This window comes from Corynebacterium sp. LK31 (assembly GCF_014335015.1).
GTDB classification, from domain to species: Bacteria; Actinomycetota; Actinomycetes; order Mycobacteriales; family Mycobacteriaceae; genus Corynebacterium; species Corynebacterium jeikeium_D.
In genome coordinates, this window is the sequence record NZ_PDGW01000006.1 from 1 (window position 1) to 21022 (window position 21022).

Below are 21022 nucleotides of genomic sequence, written 5' to 3' on the forward strand. Positions count from 1 at the left end.
CTCTTGGCGCGGGGGTTTTTGCATTGGAGCGACGAAAAAGGACCCAAAAAGGACGCGAGCACCCTTTAAACCAAAGAACCCCAGGCCGGAAAACTTCCTGACCTGGGGTTTTGGAGCCGGAAACGGGACTCGAACCCGTAACCTACTGATTACAAATCAGTTGCGCTACCAATTGCGCCATCCCGGCAACTTTAAAGCGACCTTTTGGCGTTAGCCGTCGCTGGCTCGAAAGAATCAGAGTCAACCTGAGAATCGAACTCAGCTGTGCCGCTGACAGGCGATTGTACAGGTTGGCAAGCAGAAGTTAAAAACGACACCACAGGAAAACTGCAACCGCACTTCTTGAACACTTTTCCACACGCTAAAAGCCCCGCTCAGATAGGCAAATTCACCGCCTCAAAAACGAATTAAGATTCTCGGTCACTGACGGGGTAGTGTGACTATCGCTAAATCACTGGGGCTATGTTTCTGCAACGTCTCCGCATCGCGTCTTTGCAGCATCACTGCAATGCACCCCAGGCAGTATCGGGGAAAGGAAGTGTCGACATGTCATTCGCTGGTGACAGCAATTCCAACGCCGGAGAAAACTCCGCTGCGAAGAATGATCTCTACGACGCTGAAGCCACTGTCTCTTACGACGACACTCCGCAGACCCAGTTTCCTGCAATCGAAGGTCAGTCCACCTTCAAGCAGCGCGTGATTGATTTCGTTTCCGGCCCAACGGCAACTGTCGACCTAGTGCACTCGACTACTACCCCGCTGCCGCTGGCACCGATCGATTATTCCGACCCGAGTCAGGTCACGGCCGTACTCGATCTCGCTGCTCGCATCGGCGGGCTATTGCTGGCATGTGGCTCGGGCAACCGCGATACCGAGCTACAAATTAAGGCCGTGACCTCAGCCTATGGCCTCACCCAAATCCAAGTCGATATCACGTTGACCTCCGTGACGGTCTACCACCTCATCGGCGCGCGCCGTACCCCTATTACCGCGATGCGCGTTGTCACCGCACCAGTGCCCGACTTCGAGCGCTTGCGTCACACCGACCGTGTCATCCGCCGAATTCGCGCGGGCCACCTGAGCTTGGAGGAGGCTATTGAGGCTATCGACAAGGTCGAGCGTGAGCCCGCAAAATACCGCCTCCGCGTCATCTACACTGGCTGGGCATTGCTGGCTTCATCTGTGACAGTGCTGCTCGGCTCGAGTTTCGAGGTCGCCCTTATCGCGGCTGCGGTCACACTGGCCATCGTCATCGTGATTGGTGAACTCGCTGCCCGCGAGTTGCCCACATTCTTTCAGAATGCAGTCGGCGGTCTCATTGCCACGCTCTCCGCTGCTGTGCTCAATGCGGCGCAGGCGTATCTCCCCTTTGAGATGCAGCCATCCAGGCTGATCGCCTCGGGAATTATCGTGATGCTCGCCGGCCTAACCCTCGTGCAAGCACTGCAAGACGGCATCACCGGCGCACCTGTGACTGGCTCCGCGCGCTTCTTCGACACCATGTTGTTGACCGGCGGAATCGTCGCTGGCATCGCAATGGGCATCGAGTTTTCCGGAATGCTGGGCATTCCGCTTCCCGACGTCATCGCGGGTTCTGACCTCAACCTGGCACAGGCGACAGTGAGGGTGATAGCGGGAACTACCGCCTCAATCGCATTTGCGTTGGCCTCGAATGCTGGGTTCACCGCGTTGTCAGTGTCCGGAACGGTCGCTCTGCTGGGGTCGATGACCTACTACTACGTGTTGACTCCACTGGGAGTTCATCCGGTGACCAGCGCAGGCGCGGCAGCAACGCTGATTGGTCTCATCGGTGGCCTGCTGGCACGACGTTGGTCCATCCCGCCGCTGATTACGGCAGTGGCAGGCGTAACCCCGCTGCTTCCGGGTATGACGATCTACCGCGGTATGCACGCACTGCTGCACGACCACCCGACCAAGGGGTTTACGGCGCTAGCCTCAGCGCTAGGCATTGCGACGGCACTAGCTGCGGGTATTGTCCTCGGTGAATGGATGGCGCGCAGGCTCCGTCGCCCTCGCGCACTGCGCGAAGACAGTGGCCTGACCCGTCCAATCCGGGCCGGTATGCGTCGCATCCGTCCTGTGAATCCGCGGAACAAGCCTCGCCGTCCACGCAACTACCGCTTCAAGGGCGGTATGAACCCGCGTGTGGACTAGCCATTCCGCGGGGCAGCCACTGCTCAATCCGCGGGACAGCCGCTGCGTGGACTAGCCGTATCCATGGGAGCATTATCCACACCGCGCGACCTATCAACAACGTGGTAGAATAAGGTTTTTGAATTGTAAGTAGCGCTTAAAGCTGAAACTGCGTCATCACAATCCCATTCCTTCTTCACTGAACTCGGTTGAGCTCAGTGCCGGGAGCATGTGGCGAGATGGCTGGCAGAAGTAGGTGTATGGGGCGCAATTAAGGCCATGCTTGCCAGGAGGATTCGTGCCACCGAAGGTCACAGACACTCGCACTGCTCAGAACGAGGCTCTTCACAAGGTCGAAGAAAAGACCGCTGCTGGCGCACGGCGAATTGTTGCTACCTTCGCCGAGGATTTCTACGATGCCGTCACTCTGATGTGCATGCTCGGAGTGGAGAAGGAAGGCCTGAGCTTCAAGAAGGTTCACGAGGAATACGAGAAGGAAAACGCTCCGAAGACCGCAAAGCGCACACGCAAGTCCACTAAGAAGACTGCGAAGAAGTCGACCAAGAAGGCCGCAAAGAAGACCACTCGTAAGACGGCGAAGAAGGCTGCCAAGAAGGCCGCTAAGAAGACGACGAAGAAGGCTGCTAAGAAGACCACCAAGAAGGCAGCTAACTAACGGGGTCACGCAGCATGGGTCGGAGCGGGAAAAAAGCGGTTGCCGCAGTAGCTGTCGTTGCGGCAGTGTCCATGACGGCTACCGCATGCCAGGCAAAGCCGGCAGCGGAGATCGTCGGCAAGCAATGGCAGATAACCGCGATCTTTGATGACCCAAACCTGCCCCACGGTGTGCCGGACGGAACTCAGGCGCCGACTATTACGTTGGGGCAGACAACATATACCTTCGCTGATTCCTGTGGCAACGGCTCTGGTTCGCTGCAGTGGAAGGGCGAGGCGGTCGAATTCGGTACCCCGGAGCAGACTCGCAGTTTGGACTGCTCAGACCAGGCGCAGACCTATTCGGAGCGTTTCCACAAGATTGTGGCGGGCGAATTCGTCTACACGCAGGACAACAATGGTCTGCGCATGCGAGAGATGAAAGACCCCAAGCCAGGCGAGGATCGCCGTGGCTGGACTGCGACAACTTCGGGTTACACCGAGGGGCGCTGACGCCACTTCTGATCGACAGGCGCATCGGTGCCGGGGTGAGAAACCCGTGCGTAAGAACCGCGGTGGTAAATGAGCGGATTGATTTCTTCACGCTTGCCGATAGCCACAATATCCGCCGTCACAATCCAGTGATCGCCGCCTTCGTAAACATCGACGACGGTGCAATCAATCCACACGGAGCAGCCGTGCAATAAAGGGTTGCCCAGCTCAGAGCGGGTCCACTTCCCCGTCTTGAACTTTTCGCCATTACTGCGGCCGAAGGCTGCCGAGATATCCTCCTGATCCTCGGCCAACACATTGACGGAGAAGCGTCCAGCGTTCCGTATATGCGGCCAGGACCGCGAGGTCTTCATGACAGTAAACAGAACCATCGGTGGAGTGAGACTCAGCGAGGAAAAAGACTGGCAGGCGAAACCGTACGCTTCGCCTTCATCCTCGGTGGCGATAATGGTCACGCCAGTGGTGAACTCACTCATCGCGCCACGGATAGACATTTCATCCAATTCGACGGGGCCGCCAAGTTCGACATGGTCGTCGCGGGTAGCTTCCGGACTATTGAGAGCCGCAGCTGATCGGTCGGTGCTCGAATTTGTTGAATCTGTCATGTAATAGACCTTAATCTGAATCCGAACACAGTAAAGACGAGGTGGGGTTTACCACCCCAAGAGCCCCCGATAGCGCCACGATGTTGTTACCCTCGTCGGCCCGCTACCCGGCTGACGGTGCCGACGGCGCTGCGGTTGTCGATCCAACGACAAACTCAGTCTCCAACAAGACGCGAGGAGCGCGACCGCTGTCCTCGCGTGCGGCCTCAAGCTCCTCGGCCAGCGCGCGGCCGACGGCAATGCCCTTCTGCCTATTCGGCTGAATTACAGTGGTCAGCTTGTGGAAGAGGGCGCGCTCGATTCCGTCAAAGCCTGTGATGGACAGGTCCTCCGGAACACGAATTCCGTTCTCCTTGGCATATTCCAAGACCGCAATTGCCTGAGTATCCGTGGTACAGACCACCGCCGTGAGATCCGGGTTGTCGGTCAGCAGCTGGCGAGCCGCATCGCGGTTATTCTCGCGGTCATTGAGGTGGCGCTCGATGATAGGCACATCCACCTGCTGAATACCAGCCTCGGCAAGCGCTTCCAGCGCACCTTCGACGCGGTTCTTCTGCACCTGGTGATGAGCTTCTGCCAGCCGCTTCTCCGTGACATATCCCGAGTTCGGGGTACGCGACAATCGCACTGACAAGATTCCCACCTTGCGATGTCCCAGTTCAGTCAGGTGTCGCACCGCGGGCTTGATGGCCTCACGGTCATCGATGCCCACAAACGGTAGAGCCACCGCATCTGCAGGCTGGTCGCACACGACCGTCGGCAAGCCACGGGCGCGCACGGCAGCGAGGAACGGGTCGTTGTCCGCGACGGAGTAGACCACGAAACCGTCGACCACCGCTTGCCGAATCAGATTGAGATCTACGTCCCCGCCCTCCTCGGAGGAAGCTGGAATGACCAACATGGAGTCGCCCATTTCGCCGAGCTCCTCTGCGAGGCCGGCGAGAAAATCCACCGACGCAGGGTCTTCAAAAGCGAACGGGAGGTGCTCGGTGAACAGCACGCCGATGGCGCCAACCCGGCGCATGCGCAGACCGCGAGCCATTGGGTCCGGCCCGGGATAGCCAAGCCGCTCCGCAGTTTCCAAGATGTGCTCCCGCAACTTCTCCGAGAGCTGGTCAGGACGGTTGTAAGCATTAGACACAGTCGTGCGTGAGACCCCAAGTTCTGCAGCGATGGAAGCCAAGGTGCCACGACGACGCCGACTTTGCACGGAATACCGACCCTTCTTGAAAAACCAACAGCGACTGCCCGCTCAGATATCTTCGTCCAGCTACCTCAGGTAGAAAACCTCGATTTTATGGAAAAGAACTACAACGAGCATCACACGCATCTAATCGCGGACAACTTTACCCAACGAATGTGCGCGACTGTCATTTCGGCCACTCCGGCAGAGGCCCGCCTTGTGACTGGGTCTCCGCAGCCCCTACTATGTTATTTGAACTAAAAGACAACTGTTTTCAATAGCGGTTAATGCTCAGGAGCTGAATAAAAGGAATAATTCAGCCCGCAACAGGATTGGATACATATATGAAGGCACGCTTTTCCACGCGCATCGCGGCGCTAGTCGCCAGCGCCGGCCTCGTCGCAGGTCTCGGCGCATGCTCCAGCAATGATGACAGCGCTACGTCCGCGGGCAAGTCCGAAGACACCATTAAGGTGGTCACCTCCACCAAGGTCTGGGCAGACGTCGCCGACGCAGTCACCGACGACGAGAAGGTCTCCATCGACCCGATTATCGCGTCCAACGACATCGACCCTCACTCCTACGAACCGGCCGCAGCCGACATGGCAAAGGTAGGGGACGCCGATATTCTCGTCGCAGGTGGCGGGCATTACGACGCATGGCTGACCTCCTCTCTGCGTGACGCAAAGGATAAGGTCATCATCTCTGCGCTGCCGCAGGAAGAGGGCCACAACCACGATCTCGATCACGAAGGCCATAACCATGATCACGAGGGCCACGATCACGATCACGAGGGCCATGACCACGACCATGGCGACCACGACGGCCACGAGCACCACCACCACGATGGCGAGGCCAACGAGCACGTCTGGTACAACACCGATGCGGTTGAAGAAACTGCAGAGCAGCTCGCCGAAGCTCTGACCAAGATGGGCGCCAAGGCCGACACCAAGGCTGTCGATAAGGAAATCAAGGGCATCGAAGAGGCCAAGAGCAAGCTCAAGGCCGCTAAGGTTGCTCAGGTTCACCCGCTGGCCGATGACATCCTGAAGGACACGAAGGTTAAGGACATCACCCCGAAGGGCTACCGCCAGTCCACGCTGAATGAGTCCGAGCCGTCGGCAAGCGATGTCAATGAAATGCTCAAGCTGATCGAGTCCGGCGAGCTGGACTACCTCATCGACTCGCCACAGACCCACGACCAGGTCTCGCAGCGACTCGTCGAGGCAGCCAAGGCAAAGGGCGTTAAAATCGTCGATGTTTTTGAGTCGCCGAGCACTGACCAGTCGTTCTTTGACCTCTACAAGCAAACCCTTTCCGATATGGAGTCCGCATAACTTTGCCCTCACTGACTTTTACTGACGCAGCCGTCGAACCGCTGTGGTCCGGTCTGAATTTGGATATCGAGCCCGGCGAGTTCTTGGCCATCCTGGGTCCGAACGGCGTCGGCAAATCCACGCTGCTGACCACCGCCCTTGGCATGCGGCGGCTGACTCACGGTTCAGTAAAAGTCGACGGGAATCTGGGATACATTCCGCAGCAGCGGATGTTCGAGCCCTCGCTGCCCATTCGGGTTCGCGACCTCGTCGAGCTGGCAGCTGGCAAGAACCGCTCCGCCACCGACGAGATGCTGGAGTTTGTCGGCGCAACGGGTATTGCGGACCGTCGTGTCGGCACGCTCTCTGGCGGTCAGCAACAGCTTGTGCGTCAGGCGCAGGCGCTCGTTTCGGCGCCGGATTTTTTGCTTTGCGACGAGCCTCTGCTCTCCCTCGACCCTGCGGCACAACGAACCACGGTCAAGCGCCTGGACCGGCATCGCCGGGAAAATGACACGGCAGTCGTCTTTGTCACCCACGACATCAACCCCATCCTGGGCGTCTGTGACCGGGTGCTCTACCTGACGCCGCATGGACATGCGGTCGGATCGGTCGAGGAAATTATCACCTCAGAGACGCTCTCGGAGCTCTACCAAACCAAAATTGTGGTTGCCCGTGTCGAGGGAAAGTTGGTTATCGCCTAATGACCCTACTGGCTCAGTATTTCTCCGACACCGCCGCCCTACTCCAGGTCGGCTTCGTCCACAATGCCCTCATTGCAGCAGCACTGCTTGGGCTGATTTCCGGCATCATCTCGCCCCTGATTGTCATGCGGCAGATGAGCTTCACGGTCCACGGCACCAGTGAGCTGGCACTCATGGGCGCATCCGCGGCTCTATTACTGGGTGTCAGTGTCAGCAGCGGCGCCATTATCGGCTCGGTGCTCATAGCAATAGTCCTGGCGGCGCTGTCGCTTCGAGGGCGCCAAGATGCGGTTGTGGGCGTGGTTTTGAGCTTCGGCATGGGCTTATCGGTGCTGTTTATCCACCTCTACCCCGGCCGGACAAGTACCGCGTTTTCACTTCTCACCGGCCAAATCATTGGTCTGACTGACACTTCTCTATGGACGATGGCCATCGTCGCGGTCATCGTCGTCGGCGGCGTTGCCTGGAAATGGCGGCCGCTTCTATTCGCCTCCGCCGACCCCATCATGGCCGCCGCCTGTGGTGTCAACGTGAAGGCGCTATCGATTTACTTCGCGATTCTCACCGGTCTCGTCGCCGCCCAGGGCGTACAGATTGTCGGCTCTCTGCTCGTCATCGCCCTCATCATCACCCCTGGTGCTGCGGCCGCATTCGTCACCGCCTCTCCTGTAAAGGCCATCATCCTGTCGACCATCTTCGCCGAGGTCGCGGCCGTCGGCGGCATTGTTCTCTCACTCGCACCGGGCATCCCGGTCAGCGTTCTAGTGACGACAATCGCGTTTGTCATCTACCTGATCTGCTACGCCATCGGAACGGTGCAATCGCGCAAGGCAACGCGTGACGACGTCCAGGCTGCCAAATGGAGCAAATAGACACATACGCTTTTCGGAGTGGCTTTTAAAACAACAAAAACATCGGGCAGCCCCTCGAGTGACGATTGCGGAGAAGGTGCGCACCTTCCCTCTCGCCACCGAGGGGCTGCCCGTATTTTTGCTGGATTCTCTAAAAGCAGACTCCAATACCCCCAGCTCTTTTTAAGACTGCGAGACTGCCGAAATGGGTTGCCCCGGCAGACAGAAAAACTAACGCTGAGGATGTCGTGGTCTGACATCTCAGTGACCCAAAGCTAGCTGTACAAGCCACCGCTAGGTCCGTGCGCTTCCCTAAACTACGGCCAATTACGCCCCTATTTCTAGGAGCATGATTTGCCCGCCCTCCCCTTCGGGAAACTACGGATAATTTTCTGTTGGAAGTGATAATAACGCTGTTATTTCTGCAGCGCACGCCGGAAATAGAATTATCTTTAAAGCGCTGAACTACTGGGGGTAGCCATAAGTACCGGCCGCAATTTAGAACCCAAAATACCCCACGTAAACGCTACTACTATAACGAATTGATAATGGCGCCTCCGGGGGTATCAAATGCGCTACTAACTACTCTTTGCCCGGCGCTGGCGGGCAAACTCACTCAGAGTCACACCGGCAGCAACGGAAGCATTGAGCGACTCCACCCAACCGGTCATCGGAATGGACATGATGGTGTCACAGGTATCGCGCACCAGGCGCGAAAGGCCCTTCCCCTCGGAGCCGACGACCACGACCACCGGGGTGGTGCCGTCGTAAGTGTCCAGAGTGTGGTCGCCACCGGCATCCAGTCCAACGACCTGATAGCCAGCCTTCTGGAACTGCTTGAGCGAGCGCACCATGTTTGTCGCCCGTGCAACTGGCAGACGTGCAGCAGTACCAGCCGAGGTACGCCAGGCCACGCCCGTAATAGCGGCCGAGCGACGCTCCGGAATCACCACACCGTGGCCGCCAAAGGCCGCCACCGAGCGAATGACCGCACCCAGGTTACGAGGGTCGGTGATGTTATCCAGGCAGACGATAAGACCCGGCTCCCCGGTCTTGGCCACCGAATCAATCAGATCTTCGACAGACGAGTACTTGTATGGCGGAATTTGCAGACCGATGCCCTGGTGCATGGTGTTGCCGGTCATGGTGTCCAGCTCGTGGCGGGGCACCTCGCGAATCGGGATACCACGGGAGTTAGCAATACGCACTGACTCCTGCAGGCGCTCGTCATTGTCGGTGCCCAACGCCACAATCAGCGCTGCCGCTGGCACCTTCGCATGCAGGCATTCCACGACCGGGTTACGGCCAACTACCAGCTCGGAGCCATCTCCCTTGCGCTCATGACGCCCAGAGTCACGGCGTCGCTTCTCATTCGCCCGCTTATGAGCTGCGTGATAAACGCGGTCCTCTGCCTTCGGGGTCGGCCCCTTGCCACGCAGGCCCCGCTTCTGGCCGCCGGAGCCGCCGACGTTCTTCTTGCTTGCCTTGCGCACTGCGCCACGACGACCGTTGCCTGCCATAGCTACCTGCTTCCTGTTGTTAATAGTTTTCTTTAGCTTTAGTCAGCGACAGACCATGCCGGACCATCAGCGGTATCAGTTACCTCGATACCCGCTTCCTTCAGACGGTCGCGCACAGCATCAGCCGTAGCCCAGTCCTTCTCTGCACGAGCCCGGGTGCGTTCCTCCAACTGGTGCTCAACCAGCACACCGAGCGCATGCATTGCCGCATCAGAACCGGAATCGGAGGTTGCCCACTGCTCATTCAGCGGATCGAATCCAAGGACTGCGGCCATAGCGCGGACAGCGCCGGCAATCTCCTTGGCCTTGGTCTCGTCGCCGTCGGCAAGCGCCTGATTGCCCCCACGAACAGCGTTGTGGATTTCGGCGAGCGCGCGCGGAACGGCGAGGTCGTCGTCGAGCGCGGCTTCGAACGCTGGCGTCCACTCACCGATTTCGATATCGCCGAGCTTATCGACGGCACGGTGCATAAACGCCTCGATACGACGGTAGCCCGCTGCCGCTTCCTGCAGAGCCTCCTCGGAGTACTCCAGCACGGAGCGGTAGTGCGCACTACCGAGGTAGTAACGCAGCTCAACCGGACGAACCATGGTCAGGATATGCGGCACGGACAACACGTTGCCGAGCGACTTCGACATCTTTTCGCCGGCCATTGTGACCCAGTGGTTATGCATCCAGTAGCGAGCAAAGCCGTCACCGGCTGCGTGCGACTGCGCAATCTCGTTTTCATGATGCGGGAACTGCAGGTCGAGACCGCCACAGTGGATGTCGAACTCCGAGCCCAAGTAGTAGGTGGCCATGGCGGAGCACTCCAGGTGCCAGCCCGGACGACCATTGCCCCACGGCGTCGGCCACGAGGGCTCGCCAGGCTTGGCAGCCTTCCACAGCGCGAAATCGTGCGCACCGCGCTTGCCCGGAGTGTTGGTCTCGCCCTGCTCCATCTCGTCGACGCGGTTGCCGGACAGGCTGCCGTAGTCGCTGCCTTCAGCCTTGGACCAGGCATCCACGTCGAAATAGACGCTGCCATCGACAGCGTAGGCGAAGCCGTTATCCATCAGACGCTGCATATACTCCACCATCTGAGTGACATGTCCGGTAGCGCGCGGCTCAACGCTCGGCGGGAGAACACCGAGCTGGTTGTAAGCCCAGGTAAATTCGCGCTCAAAGCGGGAGACCCATTCCCACCAAGGGCGGCCGTGCTCGGCGGCCTTGTTCAAGATCTTGTCATCGATATCGGTGACGTTGCGCACAAAGGCGACGTCATACCCCTTGGCGATCAGCCAACGGCGCAAGATATCAAAGGCCACGCCGGAGCGAACATGGCCAATGTGCGGCTGAGCCTGCGGGGTCGCACCGCACAGGTAAATGGAGGCATGCCCCTCGCGGAGAGGCTCAAAATCCTTCAGTTGGCGGGTTGCGGTATCGAAGATTTGAAAAGTCACAGCCCCGAGCATAGCGGGGAAATAGATACGGGTGAAAAAGAGAAAACGGCTAGCGCACACGGGCAATGTGTGTGCGCTAGCCGTTAACCGGAAAAGTGCAGAAAATCCCTACTGGAAGGAACCGGGGAAGGGAAACGACTTATGCGTCTGCGTCCAGGTCCACCGGCTTATCGTCGGCCTCGTCCTTCTTCTCACCGGCGGCACCTTCCTGCGCCAGCGCGCGGTGACGCTCGATAGTGGCATCGACGCGGGCAAAAACTTCCTCGACCTTGGCCTCATCAACGCCGTCGGCAAGCGCGAGCTCACCGACGAGAACCTGGCGAGCCTTGCTCAACATACGCTTTTCGCCGGCGGACAGACCGCGATCCTGATCACGGCGCCACAGGTCACGAACTACCTCAGCGACCTTGTTAATGTCGCCCGAACCCAGGCGCTCCTGGTTGGCCTTGTAGCGACGGGACCAGTTGCCGGCCTCTTCCACGTCAGTCTCACGCAGAACGGAGAAGACCTTCAGCAGCCCCTCTTCACCGACAACGTCGCGGACACCGACCAGCTCGGCATTCTTGGCGGGCACCTGGATATTCAGATCACTCTGCAGAATCTGCAGTACGAGGTACTGAACGGTCTCACCGTTAAGCTCTCGTTCAATGATGTTTTCGATTTTCGCAGCTCCGTGGTGCGGATAAACTACGGTATCGCCAATGCTGAATTCCATGTAATGCACACGCCCTTTCCAACGGCCTTCCACCCTATCATGTCCCCCCCATGATTTTACGGGTAGTATGAGAACATCTTAGGAAGACACTAAGGTGTTCTTTAAATACTGAAAATCCTATCGCCCATCCTCAAGCTACTGGAGGAAATCTAGTCATGGCCTTCAAGTCCGTACTTCGCCGCAGCGCCCTCATCACCGTCTCCGCAGCATCCGCAGTTGCACTTGCTGCTTGTGGCGCCGGTCAGATTTCGCAGACCGCAAATCAGCACCCGGCTGTAGACGGTGCGATGAACGGCGGCGAAGATGCTGCCGGCAAGGGTGCTGAGAACACCAACTCGGCTCTTGGCTTCGTCAACATCCGCGACGCTCACATCCTGGTTGACCCGGAGGCTGGTACCGCTGGTCTGAAGTTCTCCGCCAGCAACCAGCAGCGCGCTACCGAGTCGGTCTACACGCTGAAGTCCGTCACCGTTGAAGGTATCGGCGAGGTTGAGCTGAAGAAGGTCGCTGAGACACCTTCCTTCGCTAAGGCTGCCAAGGGCGAGGACTCCCTGCCGCGTGAGTGCCAGATTGTTGCCGGCCCGAAGTCCGTCATCGATCCGCTGGCTAAGACCGCCAAGGACAACACCGGCTGCATCGCGTACTACACCAACGAGCTGGACCCGAGCACCCTGGTTGGAGACAAGAGCAGCGCTGCTGGCCAGAACCGCGAGGCCACCTTCGAGTTCACCGACCCGCAGGGCCAGACCAACACCTACGACCTGGACATCACCATCTCCGCTGACATTCTGGAAGCTGGCGCACCGAACCGCGGTGCTGACGGCATGATTGAATCCAAGTAATCGCAGCACAGTGGTGTTCCTGCGCTGTTCGCGCGCAGCGCACTTTTAGGCGCTGGTACAGCGCAGTCCTGTCCCGCAAACAACGCGAGGCGCTTCATCGAGCGGGCATGGGCGATTGGTCGCTTGATACGGGTCACGGCAGTACAGTCATCCTTGACACAAGTCATTGACACTGCCCTGGCCCGCTCTCGCGTATCTGGGGTAAATTTTCTCGCGACATTCACCGCAGACCGCACAACACACGTTGTCGGGTCTGTCGCCCCCTCGTTTGAAGCAAAGGCGGTTGCACCGTGGCCAAGACCAAAGACGAAGCCTACGAATGCTCGGCATGCGGTTGGCAGGTGTCGAAATGGGTTGGTCAATGTCCCAACTGCAAAGAGTGGGGCACACTGGAGAAGGTCACTATCCGCTCCAGCAGGGGGAAGTCCGGCTCCACCCTTGAGGACAAAATCGCCGCCCGGGCAGCCAAGCAACGTCGCCGGAGTGCTGCCGCAACGGAGCCCGGCACGCGAGGTGGCCGTCGTAAAGCATCTTCCACTTCCGTCGCGGCTGAGAGCCAGCGTTTAGCACAGCGCGCGCTTGACGACGAGGCGGAGGAACGTTTCCTCGCCGAGACATCCGCAACAGATCGAATCCCCACTTCTTCTTCTGAGCTGACAGCCATTACCGGAATTTCCGCCAAGGCTGCGCACGCGGTGCGCACGGGCATCGGTGAGCTGGATCGAGTGCTCGGTTCCGGTATTGTGCCGGGTTCGTTGGTACTCTTGGCCGGCGAGCCGGGGGTTGGTAAGTCGACGTTGCTGCTGGAAGTGGCCTACCGCTGCGCGGACGGCGATTTGGGGCCGACGCTTTACGTCACAGGTGAGGAGTCGGTCGGTCAGGTGCGGCTGCGTGCCGAGCGCACTGGCGCGCTGTCGGACTCGCTGTACCTGTCGGCGGTGTCGAATATCGAGGACGTCATCGATCTGACGCTAGAGCTCTCCCCCGGTCTGCTCATTGTGGACTCCGTGCAGACGATGCGTGCCGACGTCGAAGGTGCTCGCGGTGGCGTTGCTCAGGCTCGCGCCGTAACCTCCGCCCTGGCGGCGTTGGCGAAGGAGACCGGGACTGCGATTTTCTTGGTAGGGCACGTGACCAAGGACGGCAATGTGGCCGGCCCGCGCACGATGGAACACCTGGTTGATGTGGTGCTCAACTTCGAAGGCGATAGACACTCGGGGCTACGCTTCTTGCGGGGTCTGAAAAACCGCTTCGGCAGCACCGATGAGGTGGGCTGCTTCGAGCAGACCGCGGGCGGTATTGCGGAAGTCGAGGATCCCTCAGGGCTGTTTTTGCATCACCGAACGCCGACCTCGGGAACTGCAATTACCGTGGCCATGGATGGCCGCAGACCGCTGCTGGCGGAGGTGCAGGGCCTGGTAATCAACACTGAGGCACATAATCCACGACGCAATGTCTCTGGTCTCGACCCGAGGCGCGTGCCGATGGTCGCGGCCGTGCTGACTGAACACGGCAACTTCAAGCAGTTGGCCCGCATGGAGATGTACGTGTCCACCGTCGGCGGAATGACGCTGTCGGAGCCTGCCGCGGACCTAGCGATTGCGCTGGCACTGGCCTCATCCATGACTAAGCGGACCTTCCAGGACAAAACCATTGCACTCGGCGAACTGGGGTTGGCCGGCGAAGTGCGGCGAGTGACCGATTTGGAGTGGCGCCTTAAAGAAGCTCATCGAATGGGCTTCGACACGGCAATTGTGCCCAGAGGCGCAAAAGGCCCGGCAGGGATGCGGCTGCTGGAAGCAGGCACCGTTGCCGAGGCCATTGAGCTTGGGTTAGGAGCTAAGCGCTAGCGCATGTTGAACGTGTAGGCGTCAGAGTTGTTGTCACCAATCACGCCGTAGAAGATGTACGACCCGGAGGGAACTGGGACCCGGTCTTCTTCGGAGCACTTGTTCGGCGCCGAGGTCAGACGCGACCAGGTGGCGGCATAGTTGACTTCCTCGCCCGGTGCCAATACCAGTTCACCGTGGCCTTCGGATTCATTACAGTCCACATCCGACCAGACTCGCTCATACGTTGCCAGGTCGTACACCTCGAAGCGCAACTGCTGCTCATCGAGGTTCACGCGGCATTCACCGCCGGTGGGGTTGTGGACGGTGATCGCCAGAGTCGGCTGCTCATCGCCGTAGTTCGGCTGATCCGAGGTGGCTGTCACCTGCAGATCTGCAAGGGTACAGTCCTTTTTGCTCGCAAGCGCCGCCTGAGCGTCATCCTTCGCGGAGTCTTCGCCTTCCTTGTCGCCCTTCTTGGTGTCCTTGTCAGACTTGTCAGCCTTGTCGTTCTTCGAGTCCTTGTCAGACTTAGGCGCGTAAGGTTCCTTGGGCTGTTCCGGAGGGGTCACCTCTTTCCCGTCATCCCTGGTGACATTCACCGGTTCAGAATCCTCGCTGTCCCGGTTTACCAGTGCGGAAATACCCCAGCCCAGGAGAACGAGGATGATAACGAGCAACACCGCCGCAGCGATACGCCGACGCCGGTAGATTTCTGGAGGCAGCTTATTGGTCACACATTTAGGTTAGCGGGTTCTCACTGACTCCATGGGTAACGACGGTCTCAGCGCGTCCGTCCTCCAAGCGGTACCGCATACCGACAACGCCTACCTCGCCGGTCTCCAGTCGCGACGAAATCTCCGGGGAGCGATCAATAATGTGATTAACAATCTCGCGCACGTGGCGACGCTCAAATTCGTCGATTTCAGTCTCGCCATCCTTGCGAGCCGCAAGCAACGACGGGGTGACCTTTTCAATCAGCACACGCTGGAAACCACCCGGCAGGTCGCCACCGTCCAGTGCATTCTTCGCCGCAGCCACAGCGCCGCAGGACTCGTGACCGAGAACAATCACCAGCGAAACTCCAAGACCATCAACTGCGAACTCCAGCGAAGCCAGCACCGACAGGTCAGTAATCTCACCGGCGGTACGGATCACAAATACATCGCCCAACCCCTGATCGAAAATGATCTCCACCGGTGCGCGGGAATCCGAGCAAGCCAACACAACGGCTTTGGGCTTCTGCCCCTGAGTCAACTGCTTACGACGAACCAAGTCCTGTCGAGGATGCGCAGTCTTGCTCTCACAGAAGCGGAGGTTTCCGCGCACCATCGATTGCCATACACTTTCAGGAGTCCTCTCAGAATTGCTCATAGCTATATTGTGCAACGACTCCGCTGTTTATGGGAAAGCGAGAATGTAGATTGACCTCTGCAATTAACCAATCCGACGACTTCGGCGAACACGTCGATGCCGCCTTACGTGATTGGTATCGCGCCAATATGCGGCCACTTCCCTGGCGTGAAGAAGGCACTTCACCATGGGCTGTGCTCGTCAGCGAAGTGATGAGTCAACAGACTCCCGTCGCCCGGGTAATCCCCTCGTGGCGCGCCTGGCTGGAAAAATGGCCCACCCCAGCCGATTTGGCAGTCGCACCCAAGGATGAAGTCCTGCGTATGTGGGGAAAACTCGGCTATCCCCGACGTGCACTCCGGCTGCGTGAATGCGCAGAAAAGATCGTCGAAAGGCACGACGGCGAAGTGCCGAGTGACGTGGACACGCTGTTAGCCCTTCCGGGGGTAGGAGACTACACCGCTCGGGCGGTAGCGGCGTTTGCTTTTGGCGCGCGCACGCCGGTGGTGGACATCAACGTGCGCCGCGTACTCCGGCGACACCGCCAGGGCACGTACCTTCCCGGCATCGCCAAACGCGCCGACATGGCGCTCGTCGAAGAGTTGCTACCGCTCGACCCCACGACTGCAGCCGAGACTTCCGTCGCGCTCATGGAACTCGGCGCTACCGTCTGCCGAACGACACCCGAGTGCGAGGCCTGCCCCATCGCCACCAGTTGCGCCTGGATCGCCGCCGGTCGCCCCGAACCCGAAGACCACGAAATCGCCGCTGCTAAACGGCGTGTGCAGAAGTTCGAAGGCACCGACCGCCAAGTCCGGGGCTTGCTTCTCGACGTGCTCCGCGCCGCCGACTCCCCCGTCGAACAGGCCGCTCTCGATGCGGTCTGGGATGATGCACATCAGCGTTCCCGCGCACTGTTTTCCCTGCTTGACGACGGACTTGCAGAGCAAACTCCCGATGGCCGCTTCCAGTTGCCCCGTTAAAGCCGAGGCAATGCTCCGGTAAAGACCAGATTCGAACAAGTGCGTTGCCTAGAATTAGGAGCATGAATGCCTCGCTCCATCGATCTCAGCGCCAACGCTGTCTCTTTGGGGCTAGTAAGCGCAGAATTGCGCTGAGCATGGTGCTCGGAATTTCTCTGATTGGCGCTAGCGCGGGTGTGCTCAGTGGTTGCTCAGCGGTCGATGGGCTAGGTTCGATTGACTTCGGCTCCTCAGATTCTGACTCTTCTACGGTGAAGCGATTGCCTCCGGGGCAGGTAATTACGCAGACGCCATTCCCGGTCAATGCGCCCGCACGCGCACAGCGGGTCGTGTTTTCCTCCACAGGTGCACGCGACCACCGCCAAACAGCGGTATCTGGTACCGTACTGCAGCCCTATGCCCGCTGGTCGGAGAAGTCCCCACGGCCGCTGGCGGTGATTGCGCCGGGGACTCTCGGGATGGGCGATAACTGCGCCAGTTCGGTTGCGCTGCGCTACGAAGCACCTCCGACGCCTCCGGCACCTCAGCTGCTGGCACAGGGATGGAATGTTGCCATCGTGGATTACCAGGGGCTCGGCACGCCTGGGGTACATCCGTATCTCAACCGTGAGGTTGCCGGGAATAACACGCTCGATATGGCACGAGCGACTATTGAAGCTTTACAACTACCTGCAGATACTCCCATTGCGCTGTTCGGCTACTCACAGGGCGGAGGCGCCACCGCTGCAGCGGCCGAGCTAGCCGATGAGTATGCCTCGGAGCTGAACATCCGCGCTGTTTACGCCGGGGCTATTCCGGCCGATCTCACCGACACTGCACTGCATATTCGCGGCTCGGCGCTGGCGGGGCTCGTCGGTTACTTCATGAACGGCTTGATTGCAGAGTACCCAGAGGCAAAAGAACCAATCGAGCGCATGCTGAGCCCGCTGGGGCAGGATTTCCTGAAGCTCACGGCCGATGAATGCATTGGCGCCACTGTCGAACGTTGGCCTCGCAATGACACCAAGGCATTTACGGCCAACGACTTGGGGATAGCGGAGAATCTGCGCTCGCCGGAGCTCTCCCCCGTCGTTCGGCGCCACGTGGAAGAACAAGCTCTGGGGACAAAGACTCCCAGTATGCCCGTATTCGTTACCCATAACGCGTTGGATGATGTGTTACCCGTGACGTCGGCACGCAAACTTGTGCAGAAATGGCAAAAGGCCGGCGCCGACATCACCTACGTGGAGGTCGACACTGACCTCGGTGATGGGACGCACGGCCTTGCCTACGTGCTCACCCACGACGAGATGCTTGCGTGGGTGAATCAGAAAATGGGGAACTAGTGTGCTAGCGCACTAGCTGTACTGACGGTGAAATGCTCACCGACAGCCATCAGCCACTAACTACTTCTTCTTCCAACGACCGCGGAAGGTCAGGCCCTTGCCCAGTCGGACGGTGTAACCGCCGCGGCTGTTAATGGTCACCGGACCGATACGCTTAGAACCAGAGACTCCCGAACCCGAGTAGTTCAGCCACGTGTCCTTGTCCAGGTTCTGCTTCTTGCGAAATTGGAGCCCCATTTAGTTCTCTCCCTCGGAGTTATCGGATTCGACCTCGGCAGCGGCCTGGTCGGCAGCACCTTCGATGTCGTCGGCTTCAACACTCAGGGTGCCATCAGCGCTGCCGAGAACGTCCTTGTCTTCCTCAGACTCCCCCAGAGCACCGCCGTCGGCATCAACGTTCCCGGCCTTGCCCTTGTTGGTGAAGGTGAACTTCGCCTTGTCGACGTCCTTGGACTCGCCATCCCAGCCTTCGACATCGATGAAGACGGTCTCGCCGAGACCGACCTCACCGTAGAGAATCTTCTCGGAGAGCTGATCCTCAATCTCGCGCTGGATCGTGCGACGCAGCGGACGGGCACCGAGCACTGGATCAAAGCCACGCTTGGCCAGCAGGTTCTTGGCGCGGTCGGAAATCTCCATGGTGATGCGCTTCTCGTCGAGCTGGTCGCTGACGCGGGCCAGCATAAGGTCGACCATCTGGACAATCTCAGCCTGGCTCAGCTGCTTGAAGACCACAATCTCGTCGATACGGTTCAGGAACTCCGGACGGAAGTGCTTCTTCAGCTCGTCGTGGACCTTGTCCTTCATCCGCTCGTACTTGCCATCTTCATCGGCCTCGCCGACCCCCGAGAAGCCCATACCAACAGCCTTGGAAATGTCGCTGGTACCCAGGTTCGAGGTGAAGATCAGAACCGTGTTCTTGAAGTCCACCACTCGACCCTGCGAGTCAGTCAGACGACCGTCTTCCAGGACCTGCAGCAAGGTGTTGTAAATCTCCTTGTGGGCCTTCTCAATCTCGTCGAAAAGCACGACGGAGAACGGCTTGCGGCGCACCTTCTCGGTGAGCTGGCCGCCCTCTTCGTAGCCGACATATCCGGGAGGAGCACCGAAGAGGCGCGAAGCGGTGAAGCGGTCGTGGAACTCACCCATATCAATCTGAATGAGTGCGTCTTCCTCACCAAAGAGGAACTCGGCCAGGGCCTTCGACAGCTCGGTCTTACCAACACCAGACGGGCCGGCGAAGATAAACGAACCGGACGGACGCTTCGGGTCCTTCAGACCAGCGCGGGTACGACGAATAGCGCGGGAGACAGCACTGACGGCCTCTTCCTGACCGATAATGCGCTTGTGCAGCTCATCCTCCATGCGCAGCAGACGCGAGGACTCTTCCTCGGTGAGCTTGAACACCGGAATGCCAGTCCAGGAAGCCAGGACCTCCGCAATCTGCTCCTCACCAATCTCAGCGATGGTGTCGGACTCGCCCGCACGCCACTTCTTCTCGCGCTCGCGGCGCTCTTCGCCCAGCTTGCGCTCCTTGTCGCGCAGACCAGCTGCCTTCTCAAAGTCCTGCTCGTCGATGGCGGCTTCCTTCTGGCGGCGCACATCGGCGATCTTGGAGTCAATCTCCTGCAGGTCAGCCGGGGCAGTCATGCGCTTGATGCGCATGCGAGCACCGGCCTCATCGATCAGGTCAACGGCCTTATCCGGCAGGAAGCGGTCGTTGATGTAGCGGTCGGAGAGCGTAGCTGCGGCAACCAGAGCCTTGTCCGAGATGGATACGCGGTGGTGAGCCTCGTACTTATCGCGGACACCGCGCAGAATCTCGATAGTGAGATCCACACTCGGCTCCGGCACGTTCACCGGCTGGAAACGACGCTCAAGAGCGGCGTCCTTCTCAATGTGCTTACGGTACTCATCCAAAGTGGTAGCACCGATGGTCTGCAGCTCACCGCGAGCCAGCTTCGGCTTCAGAATCGAGGCTGCATCAATTGCGCCCTCGGCGGCACCGGCACCAACCAGCGTGTGAATCTCGTCAATAAACAGGATGATGTCACCGCGCTGGTTAATCTCCTTGAGCACCTTCTTCAGACGCTCCTCGAAGTCACCGCGGTAACGGGAACCCGCAACCAGCGAGCCCAGGTCGAGAGAGTAAAGCTGCTTATCCTTCAGCGTCTCCGGCACACGACCGTTGACAATGTCCAGTGCAAGCCCCTCCACGACGGCGGTCTTACCAACACCAGGCTCACCAATCAGCACAGGGTTGTTCTTGGTGCGACGAGAAAGAACCTGCATAATGCGCTCGATTTCTTTCTCGCGGCCAATAACCGGATCCAGCTTGCCCTCACGTGCAGCAACGGTCAGGTTACGACCGAACTGATCAAGCACCAGCGAACCCGACTGGTGGTTACCCTCCTGCACACGAGCGCCGGAAGTAGCACCGACCGGACGCTGCTCCGGAGAACCATCGGACTCATCGCCCTGGAAACCGCTGAGCAGCTGAATAACCTGCTGACGTACGCGCGGCAGGTCAGCGCCGAGCTTAACCAGGACCTGAGCAGCAACACCTTCGCCCTCACGAATCAGGCCGAGCAGCAGGTGCTCAGTACCGATGTACTTGTGACCCAGCTGCAGAGCCTCGCGCAGAGAGTACTCCAGCACCTTCTTTGCACGCGGGGTAAACGGCACGTGACCGCTCGGCGGCTGGGAGCCACGACCAATAATGTCGACTACCTCAGAGCGCACAGCATCCAGGGAAATACCCATGGACTCCAGCGCCTTGGCAGCTACACCGTCGCCTTCACTAATCAGGCCGAGCAGGATGTGCTCCGTGCCGATGTAATTGTGATTGAGCTCGCGTGCCTCATCCTGTGCCAGGACGACAACGCGACGTGCTCGGTCCGTAAACCTCTCGAACATCACTGCCCTTTCAAGTGTCTATTTTTGCCGTAATTCAATAAAGGTTGTTTCACCTAGCTTAAACGCGACGCGACACAGATTAATCCCTATAGCCGTACGCCAGTAGCGAACAGCCTG

General features: G+C 59.1%; 19 protein-coding genes and 1 tRNA gene. 10 read left to right on the plus strand and 10 right to left on the minus strand.

Translation table 11 applies throughout. The annotated features are described in order from the left end of the window. Positions 1-111: 111 nt before the first annotated feature. Positions 112-187 (minus strand) — tRNA-Thr (locus CRD18_RS00430). A gap of 359 nt (positions 188-546) precedes the next feature. Here CRD18_RS00430 and CRD18_RS00435 point away from each other — a divergent pair. The 3 genes from CRD18_RS00435 (at position 547) to CRD18_RS00445 (ending at position 3321) form a co-directional block, all read left to right on the plus strand. Then, positions 547-2175: a threonine/serine exporter ThrE family protein gene (locus CRD18_RS00435; protein ID WP_016421439.1), complete on the plus strand. Its 1629-nt coding sequence runs from the start codon at positions 547-549 to the stop codon at positions 2173-2175. A gap of 277 nt (positions 2176-2452) precedes the next feature. Beyond that, the gene (locus tag CRD18_RS00440) at positions 2453-2830 is read left to right on the plus strand and encodes a hypothetical protein (RefSeq protein WP_016421440.1); all 378 of its coding nucleotides are present in this window, start codon (positions 2453-2455) and stop codon (positions 2828-2830) included. A gap of 14 nt (positions 2831-2844) precedes the next feature. Continuing rightward, positions 2845-3321: an META domain-containing protein gene (locus CRD18_RS00445; RefSeq protein ID WP_016421441.1), complete on the plus strand. Its 477-nt coding sequence runs from the start codon at positions 2845-2847 to the stop codon at positions 3319-3321. Here CRD18_RS00445 and CRD18_RS00450 read toward each other — a convergent pair. Together CRD18_RS00450 and CRD18_RS00455 are read right to left on the minus strand one after the other, a co-directional pair. Continuing rightward, the gene (locus CRD18_RS00450) at positions 3303-3926 is read right to left on the minus strand and encodes a flavin reductase family protein (protein WP_016421442.1); all 624 of its coding nucleotides are present in this window, start codon (positions 3924-3926) and stop codon (positions 3303-3305) included. The two genes, CRD18_RS00445 and CRD18_RS00450, sit on opposite strands and share 19 nt — an antisense overlap. Positions 3927-4029: 103 nt before the next feature. Beyond that, positions 4030-5136 carry a LacI family DNA-binding transcriptional regulator gene (locus CRD18_RS00455; protein ID WP_016421443.1) on the minus strand — a complete coding sequence of 369 codons (1107 nt, stop codon included), beginning with the start codon at positions 5134-5136 and terminating at the stop codon, positions 4030-4032. A 317-nt stretch (positions 5137-5453) separates the two neighbouring features. Between CRD18_RS00455 and CRD18_RS00460 the strand changes: the two genes are divergently transcribed. Genes CRD18_RS00460 through CRD18_RS00470 form a run of 3 tightly spaced genes read left to right on the plus strand, consistent with a single transcriptional unit; the run spans position 5454 to position 8001 of the window. Next, on the plus strand, positions 5454-6446 hold the full coding sequence (locus CRD18_RS00460; RefSeq protein ID WP_187406431.1) for a metal ABC transporter solute-binding protein, Zn/Mn family: 993 nt from the start codon (positions 5454-5456) through the stop codon (positions 6444-6446). A gap of 2 nt (positions 6447-6448) precedes the next feature. Continuing rightward, entirely contained in the window at positions 6449-7129 is a 681-nt protein-coding gene (locus tag CRD18_RS00465) for a metal ABC transporter ATP-binding protein (protein WP_070546656.1), read from the plus strand. Then, entirely contained in the window at positions 7129-8001 is an 873-nt protein-coding gene (locus CRD18_RS00470) for a metal ABC transporter permease (RefSeq protein ID WP_070653306.1), read from the plus strand. The genes CRD18_RS00465 and CRD18_RS00470 overlap by 1 nt, the downstream gene beginning before the upstream one ends. 557 nt (positions 8002-8558) lie before the next feature. Here the strand turns inward: CRD18_RS00470 and rlmB are convergent. From rlmB to CRD18_RS00485, 3 genes are all read right to left on the minus strand, one after another. Beyond that, a complete protein-coding gene (gene rlmB, locus CRD18_RS00475) occupies positions 8559-9500 on the minus strand; it encodes a 23S rRNA (guanosine(2251)-2'-O)-methyltransferase RlmB (protein ID WP_049194043.1) in 942 nt (313 codons plus the stop codon). Positions 9501-9538: 38 nt separating this feature from the next. Further along, on the minus strand, positions 9539-10942 hold the full coding sequence (cysS, locus tag CRD18_RS00480) for a cysteine--tRNA ligase (RefSeq protein ID WP_042388940.1): 1404 nt from the start codon (positions 10940-10942) through the stop codon (positions 9539-9541). 139 nt (positions 10943-11081) lie between these two features. Continuing rightward, entirely contained in the window at positions 11082-11657 is a 576-nt protein-coding gene (locus CRD18_RS00485) for a CarD family transcriptional regulator (protein WP_005510159.1), read from the minus strand. A gap of 155 nt (positions 11658-11812) precedes the next feature. Here CRD18_RS00485 and CRD18_RS00490 point away from each other — a divergent pair, with 155 nt between their 5' ends. Both CRD18_RS00490 and radA read left to right on the plus strand, forming a co-directional pair. After that, entirely contained in the window at positions 11813-12499 is a 687-nt protein-coding gene (locus CRD18_RS00490) for a hypothetical protein (protein ID WP_070603942.1), read from the plus strand. A gap of 290 nt (positions 12500-12789) precedes the next feature. Continuing rightward, a complete protein-coding gene (radA, locus tag CRD18_RS00495) occupies positions 12790-14349 on the plus strand; it encodes a DNA repair protein RadA (protein WP_070653304.1) in 1560 nt (519 codons plus the stop codon). On the opposite strand, the gene CRD18_RS00500 is transcribed toward radA, so the two are convergent. Beyond that, positions 14346-15065 carry a hypothetical protein gene (locus CRD18_RS00500; protein WP_070653302.1) on the minus strand — a complete coding sequence of 240 codons (720 nt, stop codon included), beginning with the start codon at positions 15063-15065 and terminating at the stop codon, positions 14346-14348. The genes radA and CRD18_RS00500 overlap by 4 nt on opposite strands. Before the next feature lie 4 nt (positions 15066-15069). Then, positions 15070-15702, minus strand: coding sequence for a carbonic anhydrase (locus tag CRD18_RS00505; protein ID WP_070653300.1), 633 nt, complete (start codon positions 15700-15702; stop codon positions 15070-15072). Between the two features lie 29 nt (positions 15703-15731). On the opposite strand from CRD18_RS00505, the gene CRD18_RS00510 reads away from it, so the two are divergent. Both CRD18_RS00510 and CRD18_RS00515 read left to right on the plus strand, forming a co-directional pair. Continuing rightward, the gene (locus tag CRD18_RS00510) at positions 15732-16664 is read left to right on the plus strand and encodes an A/G-specific adenine glycosylase (protein ID WP_070653298.1); all 933 of its coding nucleotides are present in this window, start codon (positions 15732-15734) and stop codon (positions 16662-16664) included. A gap of 137 nt (positions 16665-16801) precedes the next feature. Next, on the plus strand, positions 16802-17989 hold the full coding sequence (locus tag CRD18_RS00515) for a lipase family protein (protein ID WP_187406432.1): 1188 nt from the start codon (positions 16802-16804) through the stop codon (positions 17987-17989). Between the two features lie 60 nt (positions 17990-18049). Here the strand turns inward: CRD18_RS00515 and CRD18_RS00520 are convergent, their stop codons facing one another. Then, a complete protein-coding gene (locus CRD18_RS00520) occupies positions 18050-18226 on the minus strand; it encodes a hypothetical protein (RefSeq protein WP_162837151.1) in 177 nt (58 codons plus the stop codon). Continuing rightward, on the minus strand, positions 18227-20905 hold the full coding sequence (locus CRD18_RS00525) for an ATP-dependent Clp protease ATP-binding subunit (RefSeq protein ID WP_049194048.1): 2679 nt from the start codon (positions 20903-20905) through the stop codon (positions 18227-18229). Positions 20906-21022 lie beyond the last annotated feature (117 nt).

Excerpts from the sequence above, each read along its gene's own strand:
- CRD18_RS00435 (WP_016421439.1), top strand. The coding sequence starts at position 547 with ATGTCATTCGCTGGTGACAGCAATTCCAACGCCGGAGAAAACTCCGCT.
- CRD18_RS00445 (WP_016421441.1), top strand. The coding sequence starts at position 2,845 with ATGGGTCGGAGCGGGAAAAAAGCGGTTGCCGCAGTAGCTGTCGTTGCG.
- CRD18_RS00450 (WP_016421442.1), bottom strand. The coding sequence starts at position 3,926 with ATGACAGATTCAACAAATTCGAGCACCGACCGATCAGCTGCGGCTCTC.
- CRD18_RS00460 (WP_187406431.1), top strand. The coding sequence starts at position 5,454 with ATGAAGGCACGCTTTTCCACGCGCATCGCGGCGCTAGTCGCCAGCGCC.
- CRD18_RS00470 (WP_070653306.1), top strand. The coding sequence starts at position 7,129 with ATGACCCTACTGGCTCAGTATTTCTCCGACACCGCCGCCCTACTCCAG.
- rlmB (WP_049194043.1), bottom strand. The coding sequence starts at position 9,500 with ATGGCAGGCAACGGTCGTCGTGGCGCAGTGCGCAAGGCAAGCAAGAAG.
- CRD18_RS00485 (WP_005510159.1), bottom strand. The coding sequence starts at position 11,657 with ATGGAATTCAGCATTGGCGATACCGTAGTTTATCCGCACCACGGAGCT.
- CRD18_RS00490 (WP_070603942.1), top strand. The coding sequence starts at position 11,813 with ATGGCCTTCAAGTCCGTACTTCGCCGCAGCGCCCTCATCACCGTCTCC.
- CRD18_RS00505 (WP_070653300.1), bottom strand. The coding sequence starts at position 15,702 with ATGAGCAATTCTGAGAGGACTCCTGAAAGTGTATGGCAATCGATGGTG.
- CRD18_RS00510 (WP_070653298.1), top strand. The coding sequence starts at position 15,732 with ATGGGAAAGCGAGAATGTAGATTGACCTCTGCAATTAACCAATCCGAC.
- CRD18_RS00515 (WP_187406432.1), top strand. The coding sequence starts at position 16,802 with ATGGTGCTCGGAATTTCTCTGATTGGCGCTAGCGCGGGTGTGCTCAGT.
- CRD18_RS00520 (WP_162837151.1), bottom strand. The coding sequence starts at position 18,226 with ATGGGGCTCCAATTTCGCAAGAAGCAGAACCTGGACAAGGACACGTGG.
- CRD18_RS00525 (WP_049194048.1), bottom strand. The coding sequence starts at position 20,905 with ATGTTCGAGAGGTTTACGGACCGAGCACGTCGCGTTGTCGTCCTGGCA.